This window comes from Streptomyces sp. NPDC055013, assembly GCF_053608645.1.
In genome coordinates this window covers 20,271-41,020 of the sequence record NZ_JBSGVW010000056.1, presented here as the reverse complement: position 1 = coordinate 41,020, position 20,750 = coordinate 20,271, and the positions used below count along the sequence as shown (strand labels likewise).

20 protein-coding genes and 1 pseudogene are annotated in these 20,750 nt (G+C 72.7%); 6 read left to right on the top strand and 15 right to left on the bottom strand.

Annotation, left to right across the window (positions count from 1 at the left end; all coding sequences use genetic code 11):
• Positions 1-104: 104 nt before the first annotated feature.
• Both ACWGDB_RS39720 and ACWGDB_RS39715 read right to left on the bottom strand, forming a co-directional pair.
• On the bottom strand, positions 105-941 hold the full coding sequence (locus tag ACWGDB_RS39720) for a polysaccharide deacetylase family protein (protein ID WP_453826924.1): 837 nt from the start codon (positions 939-941) through the stop codon (positions 105-107).
• Complete coding sequence (locus ACWGDB_RS39715; RefSeq protein ID WP_453826923.1) at positions 938-1,942, bottom strand: polysaccharide deacetylase family protein; 1,005 nt, start codon at positions 1,940-1,942, stop codon at positions 938-940. Before ACWGDB_RS39715 ends, ACWGDB_RS39720 begins: the two co-directional genes overlap by 4 nt.
• Positions 1,943-2,063: 121 nt before the next feature.
• On the opposite strand from ACWGDB_RS39715, the gene ACWGDB_RS39710 reads away from it, so the two are divergent.
• Positions 2,064-3,233 carry a THUMP-like domain-containing protein gene (locus ACWGDB_RS39710; RefSeq protein WP_453826927.1) on the top strand — a complete coding sequence of 390 codons (1,170 nt, stop codon included), beginning with the start codon at positions 2,064-2,066 and terminating at the stop codon, positions 3,231-3,233.
• Here ACWGDB_RS39710 and ACWGDB_RS39705 read toward each other — a convergent pair.
• The 4 genes and pseudogenes from ACWGDB_RS39705 to ACWGDB_RS39690 all read right to left on the bottom strand — a co-directional run bounded on the left by ACWGDB_RS39705 (position 3,234) and on the right by ACWGDB_RS39690 (position 7,313).
• A pseudogene (locus tag ACWGDB_RS39705) lies at positions 3,234-4,503 on the bottom strand (RNA polymerase sigma factor).
• 47 nt (positions 4,504-4,550) lie between these two features.
• Positions 4,551-4,907 carry a YciI family protein gene (locus ACWGDB_RS39700; RefSeq protein WP_453826922.1) on the bottom strand — a complete coding sequence of 119 codons (357 nt, stop codon included), beginning with the start codon at positions 4,905-4,907 and terminating at the stop codon, positions 4,551-4,553.
• A gap of 111 nt (positions 4,908-5,018) precedes the next feature.
• Entirely contained in the window at positions 5,019-6,089 is a 1,071-nt protein-coding gene (locus tag ACWGDB_RS39695; protein ID WP_453826926.1) for an LCP family protein, read from the bottom strand.
• Positions 6,090-6,197: 108 nt separating this feature from the next.
• On the bottom strand, positions 6,198-7,313 hold the full coding sequence (locus tag ACWGDB_RS39690; RefSeq protein WP_453826921.1) for a LacI family DNA-binding transcriptional regulator: 1,116 nt from the start codon (positions 7,311-7,313) through the stop codon (positions 6,198-6,200).
• A 167-nt stretch (positions 7,314-7,480) separates the two neighbouring features.
• Between ACWGDB_RS39690 and ACWGDB_RS39685 the strand changes: the two genes are divergently transcribed.
• Complete coding sequence (locus ACWGDB_RS39685; protein ID WP_453826920.1) at positions 7,481-9,808, top strand: beta-xylosidase/alpha-l-arabinosidase; 2,328 nt, start codon at positions 7,481-7,483, stop codon at positions 9,806-9,808.
• A gap of 32 nt (positions 9,809-9,840) precedes the next feature.
• Here ACWGDB_RS39685 and ACWGDB_RS39680 read toward each other — a convergent pair whose 3' ends face one another.
• The 4 genes from ACWGDB_RS39680 to tsaB are packed head-to-tail and all read right to left on the bottom strand — an operon-like array spanning position 9,841 to position 12,395.
• Positions 9,841-10,110 carry a hypothetical protein gene (locus ACWGDB_RS39680; RefSeq protein ID WP_453826919.1) on the bottom strand — a complete coding sequence of 90 codons (270 nt, stop codon included), beginning with the start codon at positions 10,108-10,110 and terminating at the stop codon, positions 9,841-9,843.
• A complete protein-coding gene (gene tsaD / locus ACWGDB_RS39675; protein WP_453826918.1) occupies positions 10,107-11,219 on the bottom strand; it encodes a tRNA (adenosine(37)-N6)-threonylcarbamoyltransferase complex transferase subunit TsaD in 1,113 nt (370 codons plus the stop codon). Before tsaD ends, ACWGDB_RS39680 begins: the two co-directional genes overlap by 4 nt.
• Positions 11,212-11,742, bottom strand: a complete 531-nt coding sequence (gene rimI / locus ACWGDB_RS39670) for a ribosomal protein S18-alanine N-acetyltransferase (protein ID WP_453826917.1) — start codon at positions 11,740-11,742, stop codon at positions 11,212-11,214. Before rimI ends, tsaD begins: the two co-directional genes overlap by 8 nt.
• Positions 11,739-12,395 (bottom strand): tRNA (adenosine(37)-N6)-threonylcarbamoyltransferase complex dimerization subunit type 1 TsaB, encoded by a 657-nt coding sequence (gene tsaB / locus ACWGDB_RS39665; protein ID WP_453826916.1) that lies wholly within the window; start codon positions 12,393-12,395, stop codon positions 11,739-11,741. Before tsaB ends, rimI begins: the two co-directional genes overlap by 4 nt.
• A 111-nt stretch (positions 12,396-12,506) precedes the next feature.
• Between tsaB and ACWGDB_RS39660 the strand changes: the two genes are divergently transcribed.
• On the top strand, positions 12,507-13,061 hold the full coding sequence (locus tag ACWGDB_RS39660; protein WP_453826915.1) for a hypothetical protein: 555 nt from the start codon (positions 12,507-12,509) through the stop codon (positions 13,059-13,061).
• Positions 13,062-13,083: 22 nt separating this feature from the next.
• Here ACWGDB_RS39660 and ACWGDB_RS39655 read toward each other — a convergent pair whose 3' ends face one another.
• From ACWGDB_RS39655 to ACWGDB_RS39635, 5 genes are all read right to left on the bottom strand, one after another.
• Positions 13,084-13,272, bottom strand: coding sequence for a hypothetical protein (locus ACWGDB_RS39655; protein ID WP_453826914.1), 189 nt, complete (start codon positions 13,270-13,272; stop codon positions 13,084-13,086).
• Between the two features lie 181 nt (positions 13,273-13,453).
• Positions 13,454-13,966 (bottom strand): tRNA (adenosine(37)-N6)-threonylcarbamoyltransferase complex ATPase subunit type 1 TsaE, encoded by a 513-nt coding sequence (tsaE, locus tag ACWGDB_RS39650; RefSeq protein WP_383630032.1) that lies wholly within the window; start codon positions 13,964-13,966, stop codon positions 13,454-13,456.
• Positions 13,932-15,173, bottom strand: coding sequence for an alpha/beta fold hydrolase (locus ACWGDB_RS39645; protein WP_383611984.1), 1,242 nt, complete (start codon positions 15,171-15,173; stop codon positions 13,932-13,934). Before ACWGDB_RS39645 ends, tsaE begins: the two co-directional genes overlap by 35 nt.
• Positions 15,174-15,340: 167 nt before the next feature.
• Entirely contained in the window at positions 15,341-16,507 is a 1,167-nt protein-coding gene (alr, locus tag ACWGDB_RS39640) for an alanine racemase (protein ID WP_453826913.1), read from the bottom strand.
• Positions 16,508-16,589: 82 nt separating this feature from the next.
• The gene (locus ACWGDB_RS39635) at positions 16,590-17,474 is read right to left on the bottom strand and encodes a L,D-transpeptidase family protein (RefSeq protein ID WP_453826912.1); all 885 of its coding nucleotides are present in this window, start codon (positions 17,472-17,474) and stop codon (positions 16,590-16,592) included.
• Positions 17,475-17,589: 115 nt separating this feature from the next.
• On the opposite strand from ACWGDB_RS39635, the gene ACWGDB_RS39630 reads away from it, so the two are divergent.
• The 3 genes from ACWGDB_RS39630 (at position 17,590) to ACWGDB_RS39620 (ending at position 20,733) form a co-directional block, all read left to right on the top strand.
• Positions 17,590-17,961 carry a holo-ACP synthase gene (locus ACWGDB_RS39630; RefSeq protein WP_453826911.1) on the top strand — a complete coding sequence of 124 codons (372 nt, stop codon included), beginning with the start codon at positions 17,590-17,592 and terminating at the stop codon, positions 17,959-17,961.
• A 90-nt stretch (positions 17,962-18,051) separates the two neighbouring features.
• Positions 18,052-19,488 carry an NAD(P)H-hydrate dehydratase gene (locus ACWGDB_RS39625; RefSeq protein ID WP_453826910.1) on the top strand — a complete coding sequence of 479 codons (1,437 nt, stop codon included), beginning with the start codon at positions 18,052-18,054 and terminating at the stop codon, positions 19,486-19,488.
• 63 nt (positions 19,489-19,551) lie between these two features.
• Positions 19,552-20,733, top strand: a complete 1,182-nt coding sequence (locus ACWGDB_RS39620; protein WP_453826909.1) for an FAD-dependent monooxygenase — start codon at positions 19,552-19,554, stop codon at positions 20,731-20,733.
• The last annotated feature ends 17 nt before the right edge of the window (positions 20,734-20,750 follow it).

Genomic DNA, 20,750 nt, shown 5'->3' with positions numbered 1-20,750 from the left:
CGCCCCCAGACCCCCGCCATCGGCCTGGACGGCTCGTCCTCAAACGCCGGACGGGCTGAATTTGCCTGGACCGGCGCCAAAAAGATCCCTCAGACGCCTGGCCCTCAGATGTAGTCCTCCAACCGGCCCACCGTCAGGTCCCGCTCCTGGATCTCCCGCAGCAGCTTCGTCGTCCGCTCCCTCAGACTCAGTCCCGCCGGCTCGGCCGACGGGACCGACACGATGTCCCCGGCTCGCAGGCGTCCGGGGCCGTGCGCGTACGTCAGTTCGCCGTCGCCCTCCATGGCCGCCCGCCACAGCACGACCGCCGTCACCCCGCAGTGGGCCGCGGCACGGAGCGTGGTCGTGTCGTACGTGCCGTAGGGCGGGCGGAAGAGGCGGGGGCGGATGCCGAAGCGGGCGCGGAGCTTGTTCTGCTGGCCGCAGATCTCGGCGCGCTGGCCGGCGTACGGCAGGCCGCGCAGGGCGGCGTGGTCGAGGGTGTGGTTCTGGATCGACGCGCCCACCGAGCGCAGGCGCGCGAAGTGGCCGTAGCCCGGGCCCACCACGCTGTCCGTGAGGAACATGCTGACGGGCAGCCGTAGTTCACGGACCATGTCGACGAAGCGGGGGTCCTTCTCGGCGCCGTCGTCGTAGGTGAGGAAGACGACCTTGTCGCGGGTGGGCGCGCGGTGCACGACGGGCAGTGGGTGGCCGCCGGGCGGCCCGAGCCGCAGCCGACGGCCGGGCGGGGGCGGGGCGAGTGGGGTGGTCAGGCCCCAGCGGCGGTACGGCTGTGTCGGGTGCGTCGGGCTGTCCGCCGACCGTGTGCTGTGGGCCGCCCTGTCACCCGGCTTCGCCCCGCCGGGGCCGACCGGGCCGGCCGGCTGCGCGCACCCGGCGAGAAGCAGGGAAGCCGGCACCGCGAGCGCCACGGCCCACAGACCGGGCGTCCGCCTCACAGGTAGTCCTCGAGCCGGGCCACCGCGAACCCCTCGGCCGTCACCTTGTTCAGGAACCGGCGGATCATGTCGGGCATTGTGCCCTTCCAGTCCCCCCTGCCCCGGAAGTGCGTGAGGACGATGTCACCCGATCGGATCTTCTGGTCCCACTCGCGGTACTCCCAGTGGTCGACGAAGACCTCCTCGTTCCACAGCGGGACGTACTCGATGCCGCACGACTTCGCGGCGCGCAGGCTGTCCTTGTCGTAGTTCCCGAAGGGCGGGCGGAAGAGCAGCGCGGGCTTGCCGAAGCGCTCCTCGATGACCTCCTGCATGCCGCAGATCTCGTACTGCTGGCGGCGGTAGGAGAGGGCCGGGAGGTAGGGGTGGTGGAGGGTGTGGTTGTTCAGGGCCACGCCGCTGCGCTGCATCCGCTTGAAGTAGCCGTAGTCGTCCTTGATCACGTAGTCGCTGAGGAAGGCGGTGTACGGCACCTGCAGGTCGTCCATCATCCGCAGGAAGACGGGATCCTTCTCGGCGCCGTCGTCGATGGTGAGGAAGACGACCCGCTGCTTGGTGGGGATGGTCGTGAACACCGGCGGGAGACCGAGTTCCTCGTGCCCGTCGACCTCGAAGCCCTCGCGCGTGGTGATCTTCGGCTTGGTGGCGGGTGGGGGCGGGGGCGTGAGCGGGATTCTCGGCAGGCCCCAGCGTTTTGCGGCGGCGGCCCGGGCGGCGACGGACTGCGCCGACTTGAACTTCTTCGGGTGGGCGCCGGGGGTGTTCCCGGCCTGCGGGCCCGCGCTGGTGGCCGGGGGCGGCGCCTTGAGGGGCTGCCGGCTCGGGGTGGGGTGTGCGGGCCCGGACGCGCCTGTGCCCGCCGGTGCGCAGCCCGCGGCGATTGCGGCGACGGCGAGCACGGCGACCGCTCCGCGGGCCCGTGAACCTGCCGCCGCCCGGCCGCGCCGCCCTACGGGTGCCCCATTGGGGCTACTTTTGTCATTTTGTACTACTAGTCGCATGGTGCGGGATCTTGGCAGGCGCCCGACCCGAAGCCGGGCCGACACCGCCGTGGCGAGACGCACCATCCACCGACTGGCCCACAGTGAGCGGCCGGTCCACCGGCTGGCGGACAATGACCCGGTGAACGACCTCGCCGCCTTCTTCTCCCTCCGCACCCCCGAGGGCCGCACCCTCCTCGACGCCGTACGCGAAACCGACCCCGCCGACGAACTCGCCGTCGCCACCCGGCTGCGCCGCGAGCACCCCGCCGAGCTGGTGTCGGCGGCGCTCGGGCAGGCGCGGCTGCGGCAGCGGGCGGTGGCGAAGTTCGGGGCGGTGGACGCGGGGCGGATGTACTTCACGCCGAACGGCGTCGAGCAGTCGACGCGGGCGAGCGTCGCGGCGTACCGGGCCGGCCGGATGAAGGAGCTGGGGGTGGGCTCGGTCGCCGACCTGTGCTGCGGGATCGGGGGCGACGCGATCGCGTTGGCGCGGGCCGGGATACGGGTGCTGGCGGTGGACCGCGATCCGGTGACGGCGGCCGTGGCGCGGGCGAACGCGGAGGTCCTCGGTCTGACCCGCCTGATCGAGGTGCGGGAGGCGGACGTCACCGAGGTGGACGTCTCCGGCTACGACGCCGTGTTCGTCGACCCCGCCCGACGGGGCGGCCGCGGCAGGATCTTCGATCCCGAGGCGTACTCGCCGCCGCTGTCCTGGGCCGTCGAGACGGCCCGCAAGGCACCCCGTGCCGCGCTGAAGATCGCGCCCGGCATCCCGCACGAGGCGATCCCGGCGGAGGCCGAGGCCGAGTGGATCTCGGACGGCGGGGACGTGAAGGAAGCGGTGCTGTGGTTCGGGACCGGCCCCGGGGCCGTTCGGGCCACCCTGCTGCCGGGACCGCGCTCCCTGCTCTCCCGAGGTCTCCCCGACCCCGAAGTCCGGCCGATCGGACGGTACTTGTACGAGCCGGACGGCGCCGCCATCCGCGCCCACCTGGTCGCCGAGGTCGCGCAGCAACTGGACGGCGGCCTGATCGACGCGACCATCGCGTACGTCACGGCGGACGAGCTGCGCCCGACGCCCTACGCCGCGGCGTACGAGATCACCGATCAACTCCCCTTCAACGTGAAGAAGTTGAAGGCACTGCTGCGGGAGCGCGAGGTCGGCGTCCTGACCGTGAAGAAGCGCGGGTCGGCGGTCGAGCCGGAGGAGTTGCGCAAGAAGGTCAAGCCTCAGGGGCCCAACGCGGCGACCGTGTTCCTGACCCGGGTGGCTGGCGCGCCGACGATGCTGGTCGGGCGGCCCGCGTAGTCAGCCCTCGTCGCCGGCCGCTCGCTTCAGCAGCATCTCCCGCTCCCGCTCGTTGCGCGTCAGCCGCGCCGCCCGCTCGAACTCCGCCCGCGCCTCATCCGTACGGCCGAGACGCAGCAGCAGATCGCCGCGCACGCTCGGCAGCAGGTGATAGTCCCGCAGTGCCGGTTCGGAGGCGATCGCGTCGACGATCTCCAGCGCGGGCTCCGGCCCCTGCGCCATCGACACGGCGACCGCGCGGTTCAACTCGACCACGGGGGACGGGGAGCGGGCGGACAGCAGGCCGTACAGGGTGGCGATGGTCTTCCAGTCGGTCTCCTCGTAGGAGTACGCGTGCGCGTGGCAGGCGGCGATCGCGGCCTGGAGGGCGTACGGCCCCGGCGCTCCCGTGGCGGTGGCGCCCGCGCGGTCCAGCGCTGCGATGCCGCGGGCGACGAGCATGCGGTTCCAGCGGCCTCGGTTCTGCTTCTCGAGGAGGATCGGCTCGCCGGACGGGCCGGTGCGGGCCGTGGTGCGGGACGCCTGGAACTCGAGAAGGGAGGTCAGGCCGTGCACCTCGGGCTCCTTGGGCATCAGTCCCGACAGCACGCGGGCCAGCCGCAGCGCGTCCTCGCACAGCGACGGGCAGCCAGTCGTCGCCGGCCGTGGCGGCGTACCCCTCGTTGAAGATCAGGTAGATGACGTCCAGGACCGAGCCGAGGCGGGCCGCGCGGTCGGGGCCGTACGGCACCTCGAAGGCGACGTTCCTGGTCGCCAGGGTGCGCTTGGCGCGGACGATCCGCTGGGCGACCGTGGCCTCCGGTACCAGGAACGCCCGGGCGATCTCCGGCGTCGTCAGCCCGCCGAGGAGACGCAGGGTGAGGGCGATGCGGGCTTGCGGCGACAGCACCGGATGGCATGTGGTGAAGACCAGCCGGAGCAGGTCGTCGTCGATGTCGTCGGGGTCGTGGAGGGCGGGCGGCTCCTCGGGCGGTGCCGTCGTCTCCAGGTCGCGGCCGATCTGCGCGAGCTTGCGGGCGTAGTTCTCCCGGCGCCGGATCAGGTCCACGGCACGGTGCCTGGCGGCGGCCATGAGCCAGGCGCCGGGGTTGCCGGGGACGCCGTCGCGGGGCCACTGCTCCAGCGCGGCGACCAGCGCGTCCTGCGCGAGTTCCTCGGCGATCCCGACGTCGCGGACCACCCGGGCGACGGCGGCGATCACGCGAGGAGACTCGATGCGGAAGACGGTCTCGATGGCGCCGTGCGGGTCTGCGGTGGGCTGCGGAGTCACAGCCCACCATGCAACACCCGTACGGCCGGGTATCCAAGGAGGGCGGATCAGCCCTCGGCGATCTCCCGCACCTCGCAGGTGACCTGCCAGCCCTCCCCGTGGACCTTCACGAACCGCGAGGCCCACTCCAGCGCCTCGGCCTTGTCCTTGCACTGCGTGATCGCGTAGCCGCCGATGACCTCCTTGGACTCGGTGAAGGGCCCGTCGGTGACGGAGACGTTCGCGCCGTCCCAGTGCACGCGGGTGCCCTGCGCGGTCGGGGTGAGACCGGCGGTGTCGAGCATGACGCCGGCCTTGGTGATCTCCTCCAGCAGCTCCCCCATACGCTGCATCATCTCGGGGCTCGGGCCCTCGGCGGGAGCGGTGGACTCGTCGATCCGGACGAGCGACAGGTAGCGCGGCATGGTGACTCCTCAGGGGCGATGACCGGGCCTTTCCCGGCTCTCACCCCTGCGTCGAACGGGACGCCGCCGGATCGACACACTCCCCCGGTTTTTTTCGAAGATCTTCTGCTGTCACCGCAGCGACTCCCACAGCTTCCCCGCCTCCGGCTCCTGAGCCACCACCCGGTTGCGGTCCGACGGCGCCGGCGCCACCGGCATCGTCACCGTCCGCACGGTGTCCGAGGAGAGCCCCTGCAGGCTCTGCCCCAGGCCCGTCAGCTCGCCGAGTGAGTCCAGACCCGTGTCGGTCGTCAGGCTGCCCGTCACCGCGTCGGCGACACGGTAGAGGCGGGCCGGGTCGGTGAGGAGGTCGGTGGCGGAGATCTGGTCCAGCAGGGCCGTGACCAGCCGCTGTTGCAGGCCTATACGGCCGAGGTCGCTGCCGTCGCCTATGCCGTGCCGGGTGCGCGCGAGGGCCAGCGCCCGGGTGCCGTCCAGGTGATGCGTGCCCGCCTCGAGGGTCAGGTGGCTGTCCTCGTCGTCGATGTCCTCGTCCGTCGTGACGGTGACGCCGCCCAGCGCGTCCACCAGCTTCGCGAAGCCCGAGAAGTCGATCTCGATGTAGTGGTCCATACGGACGTTCGTGAGCGACTCGACCGTCTTGACCGCGCAGACGGGGCCGCCGAGCGCGTACGCGCTGTTGAACATCGTGCCGTACGCCACCTCCGTCGAACCGCCCGACGGCAGCGGGCAGGACGGGCGGGTGACCAGGGTGTCGCGCGGGATGCTGACGACGGTCGCCCCGGTGCGGCCGGCGTCGATGTGCACCACCATCGCCGTGTCCGAGCGGGCGCCGGTGCTGCTGCCACCGCCCAGCTTCCGGTTCTCCTCGCCGGTGCGCGAGTCCGAGCCCAGGACGAGGATGTTCAGGGAGCCGGTGGGCAGCGCGGAGGCGGAAGCCGACGGGACCGGTGTCGTCCGGCCGCTCAGGGGGCGGTCGTCGCCGAGGGCGCTGTCGATGTCGACGCTCTTGATGTTGTGGTTCAGGTGCCAGTAGGCCCAGCTCACGGCAGCCGCGCCCAGCACCAGGGCGCCCGCGAAGACGAGTCCGGCCGCCCTCAGCGCCGCCGGCCGCCGACTCGCCCGTCCGCCCAAGTCCCCGTCCGCTGCACGCCCGTTCGCCCCAAGTCCCGTCACAGGCAGGAACGTACGTCCGAATTATTACGGGCAGGAGCGGCAGAGCGCCTTTTCTTCGGAAATTCTCAGACTTCCAGGAGGCTCCATCGAGGCGCATCCGAAAGTTTCGGTCGATCAACCGACTGGCTTCGACGCCACATGGGGCCAAGCCGCCGGCGGCTCCCCCGTACTGCTGCGCACCACCAGGCTCGTCGCCAGCTCCACCCGCGTCGCCACCGGCGCACCCTCCTCCCGCGCGAGGTCGAGGACCAGCTTCGCCGCCGCCTCGGCCATCTCCGTCAGCGGCTGCCGTACGGTCGTGAGCGGCGGCCCCACCCAGCGTGCGATCGGCAGATCGTCGAAGCCGACCACGCTCAGGTCCTCCGGAATGCGCAGCCCCAGCTCGCGTGCGGCCTCGTACAGCCCAAGCGCCTGAAGGTCGTTGCCGGCGAAGACGGCGGTCGGCCGGTCCGGGCGGCGCAGCAGTTCCAGGCCCTGCCGGTAGCCGGTCTCGTGGTGGAAGTCGCCGGGCCGGACGAGGTCCGGCTCGACCGGGAGCCCGGCCGTCTCCAGGGCGGCGCGGTAGCCGTCGATGCGCGCGCGGCTGCACATCATGCGGGACGGCCCGGTGATCGCGCCGATCCTGCGGTGCCCGAGCTCCACCAGATGCCGGGTGGCGGCGAGTCCGCCCTGCCAGTTGGTGGCCCCGATGGACGGCACGTCGGCGCCCGGGTCGCCCGCCGGGTCCATCACCACGAACGGGATCGAACGGCTGGTCAGCAGGGCATGCTGGGACTCGTCGAGCCCGGACAGCACGAGGATCACGCCGTGCGGGCGCCGTGCGGCGACCTGGTCGGCCCACGTCCGGCCCGGGGTCAGCCGCCCGGCGCTCTCGCTCAGCACGACACTCAGCCCCGCGTCGCGGGCGACGTTCTCCACGCCCCGGATGACCTCCATCGCCCACGCGCTCTCCAACTCGTGGAAGACCAGGTCGATCAGGGGTGAGCGGCTCGCCTCGGCCCGCCGTCGGCGGTAGCCGTGGGCGCGCAGCAGTTCCTCGACGCGGGTGCGGGTGGCCGGGGCGACGTCGGCGCGTCCGTTGAGGACCTTCGAAACTGTCGGCGCGGACACGCCGGCCTCGCGGGCGATCTCGGCGAGCGTCGCGGTCTGGGTGGACCGGCCGGTCGACGGTGGTGTCGTCCGGGTTTCACGCGTTGTGGTCCGGCTTTCGGCGGGCTCCGAGGGTGTCATGGCGGCGATCGTATCCCTGCGCGACCTCTTGACGAACCCTTCTCACCGCGCCTAGGTTCCCGGAACATTCGAGGTGAATAGCGAAACATTCGCGAGAGGCTGATGTGAGGGCCTCCCAGCCGCCGCCCGGCCAGGAGTTTCATGACCACCGTCCGGACAGGAGTTTCATGACCACCGCCCCCTGGCGCGACCCCGCCCTGCCCGCCGCCGCCCGCGTCGACGACCTCCTCTCCCGGATGACCCTGCAGGAGAAGACCGCCCAGCTGTACGGCGTGTGGGTGGGCGCCGCCACGGACGGCGAGGCACGGGCCGAGGGAGTCGCCCCGCACCAGCACGACATGACCGCCGACTACGACTGGGCCGAGCTGATCACCCACGGCCTCGGCCAGCTCACCCGCTCCTTCGGCACCGCTCCCGTCGCCCCGGCGTCGGCCGCGCGGGCACTGGCCCGCGCCCAGCGCCGTATCGCCGGGGCGGGCCGCTTCGGCATCCCGGCGGTGGCCCACGAGGAGTGCCTGGCGGGCTTCACGGCCTGGCAGGCCACGGCCTACCCGGTACCGCTCGCCTGGGGAGCCACCTTCGACCCCCCGCTCATCGAGGAGATGGCCGCCCGCATCGGCCAGGACCTGCGCGCGGTCGGCGTCCACCAGGGTCTCGCCCCCGTCCTGGACGTCGTACGCGATCCGCGCTGGGGCCGCGTCGAGGAGACCATCGGCGAGGACCCGTACCTGACCGGCACGATCGGTACTGCCTACGTCCGGGGTCTGGAGTCGGCCGGCGTGATCGCCACGCTCAAGCACTTCGCCGGATACGCGTCCTCGGTGGGCGCCCGCAACCTCGCACCCGTACGGGCGGGCATCCGCGAGTTCGCGGACGTGACACTCCCGCCCTTCGAGATGGCGCTGCGCGAGGGCGGGGCCCGGTCGGTGATGGCGGCGTACAACGAGACGGACGGAGTGCCGGCGTCGGCGGACCCTTCGCTGCTGACCGAACTCCTCCGGGCGGAATGGGGTTTCACGGGCACGGTGGTCGCCGACTACTTCGGCATCGGCTTCCTGGAGACGCTGCACCGAGTGGCGGGCAGTGCGGGGGAGGCGGCACACGCGGCGCTGGCGGCCGGCATCGACGTGGAACTCCCCACCCTGAAGTGCTACGGGAAACCCCTTCTGGAGGCCGTCCGGTCGGGCGAGGTCGCGGAGGAACTGGTGGACCGTGCGGCCCGCCGGGTCCTGCTCCAGAAGTGCGAGTTGGGTCTTCTGGACGAGGACTGGACGCCGGAGCCGAAGGCAGCGGACCTCGACCTGGATTCGGCTGCGAACCGCGCCCTGGCCCGGCGCGTGGCCGAGGAGTCGGTGGTGCTCCTGGACAACCCGGACGGCGTCCTGCCCCTCTCCCCCGACGCCCGTATCGCGGTCGTGGGCCCGCGTGCGGCGGACGCGTTGGCGATGCTGGGCTGCTACTCCTTCCCGTCCCATGTCCTTACGCACCACCCCGAGGTGCCGATGGGCATCGAGATCCCGACGCTCCTGGAGGCGTTGCGCGCCGAACTCCCCGACGCCAAGGTGACGTTCGCCGAGGGCTGCGGGGTCTCGGACCCGGACACGGCAGGCTTCGAGGAGGCGGTGGCACGGGCGTCGGAGGCGGACGTGTGCCTGGCGGTGCTGGGCGACAGGGCCGGCCTGTTCGGGCGGGGCACGTCGGGCGAGGGCTGCGATGTGACGGACCTGCGGCTGCCGGGTGCTCAGGGTGACTTGCTGGACGCGCTGATCGCGACCGGCGTCCCGGTGGTGCTGGTGCTGCTGACCGGTCGGCCGTACGCCCTGGGCCCCTGGCAGGGGCGGCTCGCGGCGGTCGTCCAGGCGTTCTTCCCCGGGGAGGAGGGCGGACCGGCGGTGGCGGGAGCGCTGTCGGGCCGGGTCAACCCGTCGGGACGGCTGCCGGTGAGCGTGCCGCGGGAGCCGGGCGGGCAGCCGTGGACGTACCTCCAGCCGCCGTTGGGGCTGGCGGGAGAGGTGAGCAATCTCGACCCGACGCCGCTGTACGCGTTCGGGCACGGCAGGTCGTACACGTCCTTCTCATGGGGCGGCTTCACGGGTGGGGACAACCCGGCGGAGATCGGCACGGACGGTTCCCACGAGGTGTCGGTGACGGTCCGCAACGCCGGCGACCGGGCGGGCGCGGAGGTGGTCCAGCTGTACCTGCACGATCCGGTGGCGTCGGTGACGCGGCCGGATGTGCGGCTGATCGGTTACCAGCGGGTCGGCCTGGGGGTGGGTGAAGCGCGCCGGGTGACCTTCCGCTTCCACGCGGACCTGTCGTCCTTCACCGACCGCTCGGGGCGCCGGATCGTCGAACCGGGGGTTCTGGAACTGCGGTTGGCGGCGTCGAGCTCGGACGTACGGCATACGGCACGGCTGCACCTCACCGGCCCCGTACGGGAGGTGGGGGCGGGTCGGCGGCTTCGGTGCGAGGCGGAGGTGTCGGGGCCGGGGTGACCCGGGCGCGCCGCGCCGGAGCCCCGACGGGCTCACCCCAGGCCCGGCCCGGCGTCCACCGACTCGAACCGCCACCGATGCACGGCACGAGTCACCAACTCCCCGTCCGGCTCGGGCAGTTCGGGCAGCTCCGCGTCGTACGCCGCATCCCACCACGTGATGACGAGCACCCGGTCCTGCGGTGCGCGGAGGGTCTCCCGGCGCAGGGGCCGTGCGGCCAACTCCTGTGACCGGGCCCAGGCGAGCAAGGCTTCGCCCCGGCCGGGGACCGCCCGCGCCTCCCACATCAGCGCGACCGTCACGAGTAGAGGTTCTCCTTGCTGACCTCGTGCACATGGTCGTGGCCGTGATCCTGCGGCGTGCCCGGCACATGAGGGTCCGTCACCGGCAGCGAGGAGTCCGCCGACAGGTCCCAGCTGGACGCCGGCCGGTTCCGGGCCACCATCTCAGCGCCGAGGGCCGCCACCATCGCCCCGTTGTCCGTGCACAGCTTCGGCCGGGGTACCCGCAGCCGGAGGCCGGCCCGCTCGCAGCGTTCCTGGGCGAGGGCCCGCAGGCGGGAGTTCGCCGCGACACCACCGCCGATCATCAGGTGGTCGACGCCCTCGTCCTTGCAGGCGCGGACGGCCTTGCGGGTCAGCACGTCGACGACCGCCTCCTGGAAGGACGCCGCGACATCGCGCACCGGCACCTCCTCACCCGCCGCCCGCTTGGCCTCGATCCAGCGGGCCACCGCCGTCTTGAGGCCGGAGAAGGAGAAGTCGTACGCCGGATCGCGCGGCCCGGTCAGTCCGCGCGGGAACGCGATCGCCCCGGGGTCGCCCTCGCGCGCGTACCGGTCGATGACCGGACCGCCCGGGAAGCCCAGGTTCAGCACCCGGGCGATCTTGTCGAAGGCCTCGCCCGCCGCGTCGTCGATCGTGGCGCCCATCGGGCGGACGTCGGAGGTGATGTCCGACGACAGCAGAAGCGACGAGTGGCCGCCGCTCACCAGCAGTGCCATCGTCGGCTCCGGCAGCGCCCCGTGCTCCAGCTGGTCCACGCAGATGTGCGAGGCGAGGTGGTTGACGCCGTAGAGCGGCTTGCCCAGCGCGTAGGCGTACGCCTTGGCCGCCGATACGCCGACCAGCAGCGCGCCCGCCAGGCCCGGGCCGGCCGTCACCGCGATGCCGTCCAGGTCGCGGGCGCTCACGCCCGCCTCCTTCAGCGCGCGGTCGATGGTCGGGACCATGGCCTCCAGGTGCGCCCGGGAGGCGACCTCCGGCACGACCCCGCCGAAGCGGGCGTGCTCGTCGACGCTGGAGGCGACGGCGTCGGCGAGCAGGGTGGTGCCGCGGACGATGCCGACGCCGGTCTCGTCGCAGGAGGTCTCGATGCCGAGTACTAGGGGTTCGTCCCGCGAGTCAGCCATTGATCTCGGTTCCTTGTACGGAGTTTGCAGGGTCGGTCAGTCTCATCACCAGGGCGTCCACGTTCCCCGGCTGGTAGTAGCCGCGCCGGAAGCCGATGGCCTCGAAGCCGTAGCGCTCGTAGAGCTTCTGCGCCCGGACGTTGTCCACGCGGCACTCCAGCATCACTTCGGCGCACTCGAAGTCGGTGGCGGCCCGCAGCAGTTCGGTGAGGAGACGGCCACCGAGCCCCGTCCCCCAGTGGTCGCGGGCGACCGCGATGGTCTGGACGTCGGCCAGTTCTCCGGCGGAGGCGAGGCCGGCGTATCCGACGAGCCGTCCGCCGTTCTCGGCGACGACGTACCGCCGGGTCGCCCCGGGCCCGCGCGAGTGGGCCAGCTCGGACCAGAACATGCCCCGGGACCAGGCGTCCTCGGGGAAGAGTTCCTTCTCCAGGCCGAGTACGGCGTCGATGTCCCACCAGCGCATCTCGCGCAGCACGGATCCGGTGGCAGCGGCGGGAGTCGGCGTCACGGGTTCGGTCACTTGGGGGTGACCACCTTGTAGTTCTTGGGGACCTGGGCGTCGGGCCGGCGCAGGTACAGCGGCCGGGGCGCGGGAAGTTCCTCGCCCGCCGCCAGCCGCTCGGCGGCCAGCGCCGCGAGGGCCGCCGCCGACACGTGCTCGGGCTCGTGGGCGCTGGGGAAGGTGTCGGGGTACAGCAGCGCGCCCGCGCCGACGGCCGGCAGCCCGGCGACCTGGTCGGCGATGTCGGCGGGCCGGTCCACGGCCGGGTCGGTCAGCCGCGTGCGGGAGTCGGCGTACCGCGCCCAGTAGACCTCCTTGCGCCGGGCATCCGTCGCGACGACGAAGGGCCCCTTCTCGATGTCGGCGGCGTACGCGAGGCCGTCCAGCGTGCACACGCCGTGCACGGGGACACCGAGGACGAGCCCGAAGGTGTCGGCGGTCATCAGGCCGACGCGCAGCCCGGTGTACGGGCCGGGTCCGATGCCTACGACGACGCCGGTGACGGCGTCGAGCTTCACACCGGCCTCGACGAGGACCCGGTCGACGGCCGGCAGCAGCAGCTCGCCGTGCCGGCGCGCGTCCACCTGGCTCGACGAGGCGATGACGTCCGTACCGTCGTGCAGCGCGACGGTGACGGCGGGGGTGGCGGTATCCAGAGCGAGCAAGAGCACGCAAACAGCCTACGGCGCCCGCGCCCCGGGAAGCGCCGTCCCGGTCGCCCGCTTGACGACTGCTACGGTCGGGATCGATCACCAGGTACGACGCGAACGCTGAGGTGGCCAGTGGCAGGCAGCAGCTCCGGAATCGTGGCGGGGCTGACCGCGGCCGCCCTTGCGACCGTCGGCTTCCTCGCCTTCCAGGCCTACTCGAACATCCCCGCCGACCTGGGCAGGCCGGTCGCCGACAGCGTTCCCCGGGTGAGCACCTCCAAGGTGCCCCGCGACGGGAACGACCCCGACGCGCTGCCCACCGGGTCCGGCGCGGGGAAACGGGTCGTCTACTCGGTGGACGACGACCGGGTGTGGCTGGTCGACGCGGGCGAGAAGGTCAAGCGCACGTTCCGGGTGGCCCCCGGATCGGTCGACCCGCCTCCGGGCGCCTACACCGTCAGCTCCCGCTCCAACGCGGTCACCGGCACCGACGGCCTCGCCGTGGAGCACGTCGTCCGCTTCACCAGCGTGGACAACGTCACGATCGGCTTCAGCACGGCCGTGGACGGCCCGGCAGCCCAGCCCGCCCCGACCGTGAAGACGGGGGGCATCCGCGAATCCCGTGCCGACGGCAACGCGATGTGGGACTTCGCGACGATCGGCCGAACGGTTGTCGTGATCCGCTAGCCCTGCCCGTCGCCGTGATCCGCTAAGCGGCGTTGCGGTGCCCGTGATCGGCGGGTTCGCGGGTCGTCTCCGGGTCGGGGAGACGCGGCGGGGTGGAGATCACGTTCGCAGCGGCGCCGGCCGCCAGCAGATCGCGCATGGACACCCCGGCGACCGGCGCGTACGGCCGTGGCCGCGCCTCGCTCTGCGCCTTGTTCTCGGATGCCGACATGGACGCCTCCTGGGGCCGGGGGCGGACGTAGTTAGGTAGACCTAACCACGGACTGGATACCATGTGACCACGCACAAGACCGCAAACGCAATATCTTGCCGACGTCTTGTCGGAATGTTCATCAGGCCCGACCGGCCCCGGTCCGGCTCAGGCCGGCGGTGCCCGAAGGACCACGGCACGCTCACGCCGACAGCACGCTCAGATCCACCGCGGCCCAGCGCTCGCCCAGCCCCGTCACCGTGACGTGCCGAACCTCGTCCGTCGTGTCGCCCACGGCCCGGTGGATCACGAGCTGAAGCCGTTCCTCGGTCAGCTCCTCGACCTTGCCCTCGCCCCACTCCACGACGATCACCGACTCGGGCAGCGAGACGTCGAGGTCGAGGTCCTCCATGTCGTCCAGGCCGCCGGACAGCCGGTAGGCGTCGACGTGGACGAGCGGCGGACCGTCACCGAGGGAGGGGTGCACACGGGCGATCACGAAGGTCGGTGACGTGACCGCGCCCCTGACCCCCAGCCCCTCGCCGAGCCCCCGGGTCAGCGTCGTCTTGCCCGCGCCGAGCTCGCCGCTGAGCATCACGAGATCACCGGCGCGCAGCAGTTTGGCGAGCCGCCGGCCCAGCTCCCGCATCTGCTCGGGAGAAGTGACGGTCAGGTCGAGGTCACCCGCGTTGTGCGGTGCTGCTGGTGCTTCCATAGCCACTTACGGTAGCTCCTGCCGGCACGGCACCCGCGCGGGTGAGCAGGTCGGCCATACGGTCGGTGACGACTTCCGGGTGCTCCAGCATCACCAGGTGCCCGGCGTCCGGCACCAGGACCAGCTCGGCGTCCGGCAGCAGGTCGGCGATCGCCTCGCTGTGCTCGCTGGGCGTGACGAGGTCGCCCACACCGGCCAGGACGAGCACCGGCATCTCCGTGAAGAGCCCGAGCGCCTCGGTCTTGTCGTGGTCGGCGAAGGCCGGGTAGAACTCCGCGACCACGTCGATCGGCGTCCCCTCGATCATCCGCTCGGCGAACCGGGCGACGGCCGGGTCGACGTCCCGGGACGAGAACGAGTACCGCTTGATGATCCCGGCGAACAGGTCGGCGGTGGCCCGGCGCCCCTTCTCCACCAGCTCGGCCCGCTGCCCCAGCGCCTTGAGCACGCCCGGCAGGATCCGGCGGACCGCGTTCACTCCGGCGACGGGCAGCCCGAAGTTGACCTCGCCGAGCCGCCCGGACGAGGTACCGACGAAGGCGGTGGCCACGACCCGGTCCCGGATCAGCTCCGGGAACTGGTCGGCCAGCGCCATGATCGTCATCCCGCCCATGGAGTGTCCGACCAGCACGAGCGGCCCCTCGGGCGCGGCCGCGTCGATGACGGCCTTCAGATCGCGCCCCAGCTGCTCGATGTCGACGTGCTTGCCCTCCTCCGTCTGGGCGACGCCGCGCCCGGACCGGCCGTGGCTGCGCTGGTCCCAGTGCACGGTGCGCACGACGCCCCTGAGCGCGGCCCGCTGGAAGTGCCAGGAGTCCTGGCTGAGGCAGTAGCCATGGCTGAAGACGACGGTGACGGGGGCGGGTGCCTTGCGCCCGAAGAGCCGTCGCCGGCGCGGGGTGAGGGCGGGTGCGGCCTCGGGGTCGACGTCGTCGACCTCGTAGTACAGCTCGGTGCCGTCGTCGGCGTACGCCTTGCCGGGCATGCCGCGCAGCGACCCGTACGGTCCCGCCGAGTCGAGGGCGAGCCGGGCCTTCTGCCGCATGCCGCGGCCCACGGTCATCCGCTCTATGGCGACACCGGCGGCCGCGCCGGCCGCGATCACACCTATCGCGGCGCCGGCGAACCCGGTCGCCCTGCGCCAGTTCGCGGCCGCCCCCGTGGCGGAGGCGACGGCCGCGACGACCTCCGCGCTGCTCTCGCTCACGTACCGCTCCTCTTCGCCGGGTCGTGCCCGGTGTCTCGGTGTGACGTGGGTGCCGAGTGGTGCGGGCGTCCCGCTACGGGTTACCCGCCTCGTTCCCCATTCACATAACCGCATTCGTATGGACGCATCACATTGCCCGCGTCACATAGCCGCATCACGAAGACGCATCACATGGACGCATTCCTATAGACGCGTGGAACGCGCGTTCCGATCCGCGTGACGATTTCGTACGCGATGGTCCCCGCGGCCTGCGCCCAGTCCTCGGCGGTGGGCTCACCGCGGTCACCGGGCCCGAACAGCACGGCCTCCGCGCCCGCCGCCGGCTCGTCCCCGCCCAGGTCGACGACGAACTGGTCCATCGCGATCCGCCCCGCGACCGTCCGCCACTTGCCGCCGACCAGGACGGGCCCGGCGCCGGAGGCGTGCCGCGGGATGCCGTCGGCGTAGCCGAGGGGGACGAGGCCGAGGGTGGTCTCGCCCGGGGTGACGTAGTGATGGCCGTAGCTGACGCCGTGACCGCCCGGGACGTGTTTCACCAGGGCGAGGGACGCCGAGAGCGTCATCACGGGCCGCAGCCCGAAGTCGGCGGGGCTGCCCAGCTCGGGGCTGGGCGAGATGCCGTAGGTGGCGATCCCGGTGCGCACCAGGTCGAAGTGGCTGTCGGGGAGGGTGAGCGTGGCGGGCGAGTTGGCGATGTGCCGCACCTCGGGCCGGGCGCCCCGCGCCTCGGCGTAGGCCACCATCTCGCGGAAGAGGGAGAGCTGGGCGGCGATGGACGGATGCCCGGGCTCGTCGGCGCAGGCGAAGTGCGACCAGAGCCCGGTGATCCGGATCAGCCCGTCGGCCTCGGCCCGCAGGGCCTCGCGCACCAGCTCGGTCCAGTCGTCACCGGGCTGGCAGCCGCCCCGGCCGAGCCCGGTGTCGGCCTTGAGCTGCACGCGCGCGGGAGCGCCGGCCTGCCGGGCGGCCGCGGTGACCTCGCGCAGGGCCCACATCCCGCTGACGGAGACGTCCAGGTCGGCCTCGATGGCCTCGCGCCAGGGCCCGCCCGGTGTCCACAGCCAGCACATGATCCGTACGCCGTCCACCCCGGCCGCCCGCAGCACGAGGGCCTCCTCGGGCGTGGCCGTACCCAGCCAGGCGGCGCCCGCCTCTATGGCCTCGCGGGCGCACCGGACGGCCCCGTGGCCGTACGCGTCCGACTTCACGACGGCCATCAGGGCCGCGCCCGGCGCGTGGGCACGCAAGGCGCGCACATTGGCCCGCAGGGCGGCCAGATCGATCTCGGCGCGGGCGCGCAGGGGGGCGGTCCGCAGGGCAGCTGTTTCTGTCATGGCGCCCCCAGTGTCTCAGAGGGGTACGACAACGCCGCCGAGCCGGGACCCGTGCCCCGGCCACCGGTCCCGCGCCCGCGGATTACGCCTCCGGCCGGCGCCCCCACACGTACACCTGGTCGTTGTTCTTCAGCACGCGCCACAGCTTCTTGGCCTCGTCCAGGCGCAGATTGACGCAGCCCATGGAGCCGACGGCGGTGAAGATGTTGCCGTAGACGCCGTGGAACGCCTGGCCGCCGCTGAAGAACTGGGAGTAGGGCATGGGGCTGTTGTAGAGGCTCGACACGTGGTTCTTGTGCCGCCAGTAGATGCGGTGCTTCCCGACCCGTGTCTCGTACCCCTTGCGCCCGCTCCTGACGGACACGGGCCCGAACACCACCTTCTTGCCCTTCTGCACCCAGGTCAGCTGCCGGTCGAGGTCGACACAGGCGATCCGGTACGTCCGTACCGGGCACTTCTTGGCGGCATTGGGGTTCTTGCGGGCGGCGACCAGCTGCATGGTGGCCCAAGTCACAGGTCCGGCGAAGCCGATGGCGGGCTTGATCTTGTGCTTGATCTGGAAGGCGCGGATGGCCCGGCAGTCGGCGGGGGACTGCTCCCCGTCCACGCGCCGCTTCAGCCACCGCTCGACCTGCCGCTGATGCGGTCCCGTCTCCTGGCTGCACTTCACGCCCTCGAGGGCGTCCATCGGAGGGATGTACTCCACGAGGTCGTTCGACTCGTCCGGCGCGTCCTTCGGCTCGACGGCGTCCTCCTCCGGGCTGGGCTTGTACACCTCCGGGGGCAGCGCCTGGTCGGGCGTGTCGGTCGGCCGGAGCTGGAGCAGGTCGGGTACGCCGGGCACGAGTTCGGCCTCCGGCCCGGAAGCCGGGGGTACGGGGTCGGCCGAGGCGCTGCCGACGGGCAGCAGGGTGGCGCCTGCGAGCAACACAGCGATGCTCCGGCTTGCGATACGTCCGCTGATCATGCGCACAGAGAAGCGTGAGGGCCTGCCCGGCGGGAGGCGCCGCGCGGCGGGGTCACCCTAACGAGGCGCGGGAGACCGGACCGGGGAACGGGCGACCGAACGTAGGGTGCACGGCATGAGCATCATCGGGGTCGGCATCGACGTGGCCGAGATCGACAGGTTCGCCGCGGCACTGGAACGCACACCCGGCCTGGCCGAACGACTCTTTCTGCAGAGCGAGTTGCTGCTGCCGAGCGGCGAACGCCGGGGAACCGCCTCGCTCGCGGCCCGTTTCGCGGCGAAGGAGGCCCTCGCGAAGGCACTGGGCGCACCGGCGGGCCTGCTCTGGACGGACGCCGAGGTCTACGTCGAGGACAGCGGCCGGCCCCGGCTGCGGGTGGCGGGGACGGTCGCGGCACGGGCGGCCGAACTGGGCGTGCGGTCCTGGCACGTGTCGCTGAGCCATGACGCCGGGGTGGCGTCGGCGGTGGTGGTGGCGGAGGGCTGAGCCCGCCGGCCCTCGCGCCCGGCCGGCCGGAGGCACGCCATTGCGTCCGTGGATGCGACGAGCCGGGCCGCGTACGGAAGACTCGGTCGTATGCGGACTGCGTACAGCGTGGAGACGGTAAGGGCGGCCGAACGGGAGCTGATGGCACGGCTTCCGGACGGTGCGCTGATGCAGCGGGCGGCGGCCGGACTCGCCGTGGCCTGCGCGGATCTGCTGGGCCGGGTGTACGGCAGCCGGGTCGTGCTGCTGGTCGGCAGCGGCGACAACGGCGGCGATGCCCTGTATGCCGGGGCCCGACTGGCCAGGCGCGGGGCGGGAGTTGCCGCGGTGCTGCTGAATCCCGAGCGGGCGCACGCCGAGGGCCTCGCGGCGCTGCGGCGGGCCGGCGGCCGGGCGACCGGGGTCGAGGGCGCCGAGGAGTTGATCGAGCACGCGGATCTCGTCGTGGACGGCATCGTCGGGATCGGCGGCAAGGGCGGGCTGCGCCCGGACGCGGCCCCGCTGGCCGCCGCCGCCCGGCGTTCCCGGGCCGCGGTGGTCGCCGTGGACCTGCCGAGCGGCGTGGACGTGGACACGGGCGAGGTACGCGGCGCTGCGCTGCGGGCCGACCTCACCGTCACCTTCGGCACGCACAAGCCGGGCCTGCTGATCGATCCGGCGCGGGACTACGCCGGTGTGGTGCGCCTGGTCGACATCGGCCTGGCGCTGCCGAACGACGCGGTGGAGCTGGAGGCGCTGCAACACGCGGACGTGGACCTGCTGTTGCCGTCGCCCGCGGCGGAGACGGACAAGTACCGGCGAGGTGTCGTGGGCATCGCGGCCGGCTCGGCGCGCTATCCGGGTGCGGCCGTCCTGGCGGTGGCGGGGGCGTTGCGGGGCGGGGCCGGGGCCGTGCGGTACGTCGGTCCGGCCGGGGACGCGGTGATCGCCCGGTTCCCCGAGACGCTGGTGTCGGACCGGGGACCGAAGAAGGCCGGGCGCGTGCAGTCCTGGGTCGTCGGCCCCGGGGCCGGGGACGACGCGGCGGCGGTCGCGGAGGTCCTGGCGACGGACGTGCCGGTGCTCCTCGACGCGGACGGGCTGCGGCTGGCGGACGCGGATGCGGTACGGGGGCGTGCGGCACCGACCCTGATGACCCCGCACGCCGGGGAGGCGGCGGCGCTGCTGGGTGTCTCCCGCGAGGAGGTCGAGGGGGCTCGGCTGGCTTCGGTACGGGAGTTGGCGGCACGGTATGCGGCGACGGTGCTGTTGAAGGGGTCGACGACGCTGGTGGCGGACGCCGGGGGCACCGGCCCGGTCCGGGTGAATCCGACGGGTACGCCATGGCTGGCCACGGCCGGCAGCGGGGATGTGCTGTCCGGTTTGGCGGGATCGCTGCTGGCGACGGGACTCCCGGCGTTGGACGCTGCGAGCGCGGCGGCGTATCTCCACGGCCTGTCGGCGAGATTCGCGGCGGACGGGGCGCCGGTCGGGGCGCATGACGTGGCTGAGGGGATTCCGGATGCCTGGCGGGACGTACGGAGTTGAGGGGCACGCTTCAGGGCGGCGGCGCCCGGCGTCGGGGTGCCGCCGTCCCGGCGGAGCCGTCGCATGAGGGCGATCGTCGTCGGGGCGGGCATCGGGGGACTGGTCGCGACTCTGAGCCTGCGCCGGGCCGGTTGGGACGTCACGCTCGTCGAGCAGGCAACCCGCTTCACCGAGGTCGGGGCCGGAATCCAGCTCGCGCCCAACGCCACGCGGGTGCTGCGCCGGCTGGAGGTCCTCGACGCGGTCGCCGCACCGGCCTCCCGCCCCTCCCACCTGAGCTTCCGCACCTGGTCCGACGGGTCGGAGATCTGCCGTTACGCGATGGGCCGTGCGGCCGAGGACGAGTTCGGGGCGCCCTATCTGCTGGTTCACCGCGCCGATCTGCACCAGGCCCTGGTGGCCGCGCTGCCCCCGGAGTCGGTGCGCCTGGACACGACCGTCGTGGGCATCGCCCAGGACGACAACTCCGCCCACGTCACGACGGCGGCCGGTGAGCGTCTGGGCGCGGACCTGGTGGTGGCCGCGGACGGCATCCGCTCCGCCGCCCGCCAGTGGCTCTTCGGCAAGGACGAGGCGGTGTTCTCGGGAACCGCCGCCTACCGGGCCCTGCTCCCCTGTGCCGAGGTGGCCGACCTGGGCCTCCCTCCGCTCGGGGTCTGGCTCGGCCCGGACCGCCACTTCGTCCACTACTGGGTGCGCCGCGGGAACCTTCTGAACATCGTGGCCGTGTTCGCCACGGAGGCGGCGGCGCAGGAGTCCTGGACCGCTCAGGCAGAACCAGGAGAGCAGTTACGCGAGTTCGCGGGCTGGGACTCCCGGGTCCTGAGCATCCTCGAACGCGCGGGCCGAGTGCTGCGCTACGGCATCTACACCCGCACCCCGCTCACCCGCTGGAACGTCGGCCGGGTGACCCTCCTCGGCGACAGCGCCCACGCGATGGTCCCGTTCCAGGCGCAGGGTGCGGCCCAGGCGATCCTGGACGCGGCCGCACTGGGCGACGCCCTCACTGACGTGACGCCCGCCGAAGTCCCCTCCGCACTCGCCCGCTACGCCGCCCGCCGCCTCCCGACCGCCACCGGCACACAGGCCCGCTCGACCCGGGCAGGCAGGGACTTCCACCTGCCGGACGGGCCGGAGGCCAAGGAGAGAAACACACGTATGGCGGCACACGCGGCCGAGAACAGGTTCATGCCGCAGGCCGCGGCGTGGCGGGCGGACGGATGGGACGACGGGCCGGAACGCTGAACGGCCCGGCCCGAAGC

Coding starts and splice junctions, on each gene's coding strand:
- ACWGDB_RS39715 (WP_453826923.1), bottom strand. CDS start 1,942: ATGCGACTAGTAGTACAAAATGACAAAAGTAGCCCCAATGGGGCACCC.
- ACWGDB_RS39700 (WP_453826922.1), bottom strand. CDS start 4,907: ATGCCGCGCTACCTGTCGCTCGTCCGGATCGACGAGTCCACCGCTCCC.
- ACWGDB_RS39690 (WP_453826921.1), bottom strand. CDS start 7,313: ATGACACCCTCGGAGCCCGCCGAAAGCCGGACCACAACGCGTGAAACC.
- ACWGDB_RS39685 (WP_453826920.1), top strand. CDS start 7,481: ATGACCACCGCCCCCTGGCGCGACCCCGCCCTGCCCGCCGCCGCCCGC.
- tsaD (WP_453826918.1), bottom strand. CDS start 11,219: ATGGCTGACTCGCGGGACGAACCCCTAGTACTCGGCATCGAGACCTCC.
- ACWGDB_RS39655 (WP_453826914.1), bottom strand. CDS start 13,272: ATGTCGGCATCCGAGAACAAGGCGCAGAGCGAGGCGCGGCCACGGCCG.
- tsaE (WP_383630032.1), bottom strand. CDS start 13,966: ATGGAAGCACCAGCAGCACCGCACAACGCGGGTGACCTCGACCTGACC.
- alr (WP_453826913.1), bottom strand. CDS start 16,507: ATGACAGAAACAGCTGCCCTGCGGACCGCCCCCCTGCGCGCCCGCGCC.
- ACWGDB_RS39635 (WP_453826912.1), bottom strand. CDS start 17,474: ATGATCAGCGGACGTATCGCAAGCCGGAGCATCGCTGTGTTGCTCGCA.
- ACWGDB_RS39630 (WP_453826911.1), top strand. CDS start 17,590: ATGAGCATCATCGGGGTCGGCATCGACGTGGCCGAGATCGACAGGTTC.
- ACWGDB_RS39625 (WP_453826910.1), top strand. CDS start 18,052: ATGCGGACTGCGTACAGCGTGGAGACGGTAAGGGCGGCCGAACGGGAG.
- ACWGDB_RS39620 (WP_453826909.1), top strand. CDS start 19,552: ATGAGGGCGATCGTCGTCGGGGCGGGCATCGGGGGACTGGTCGCGACT.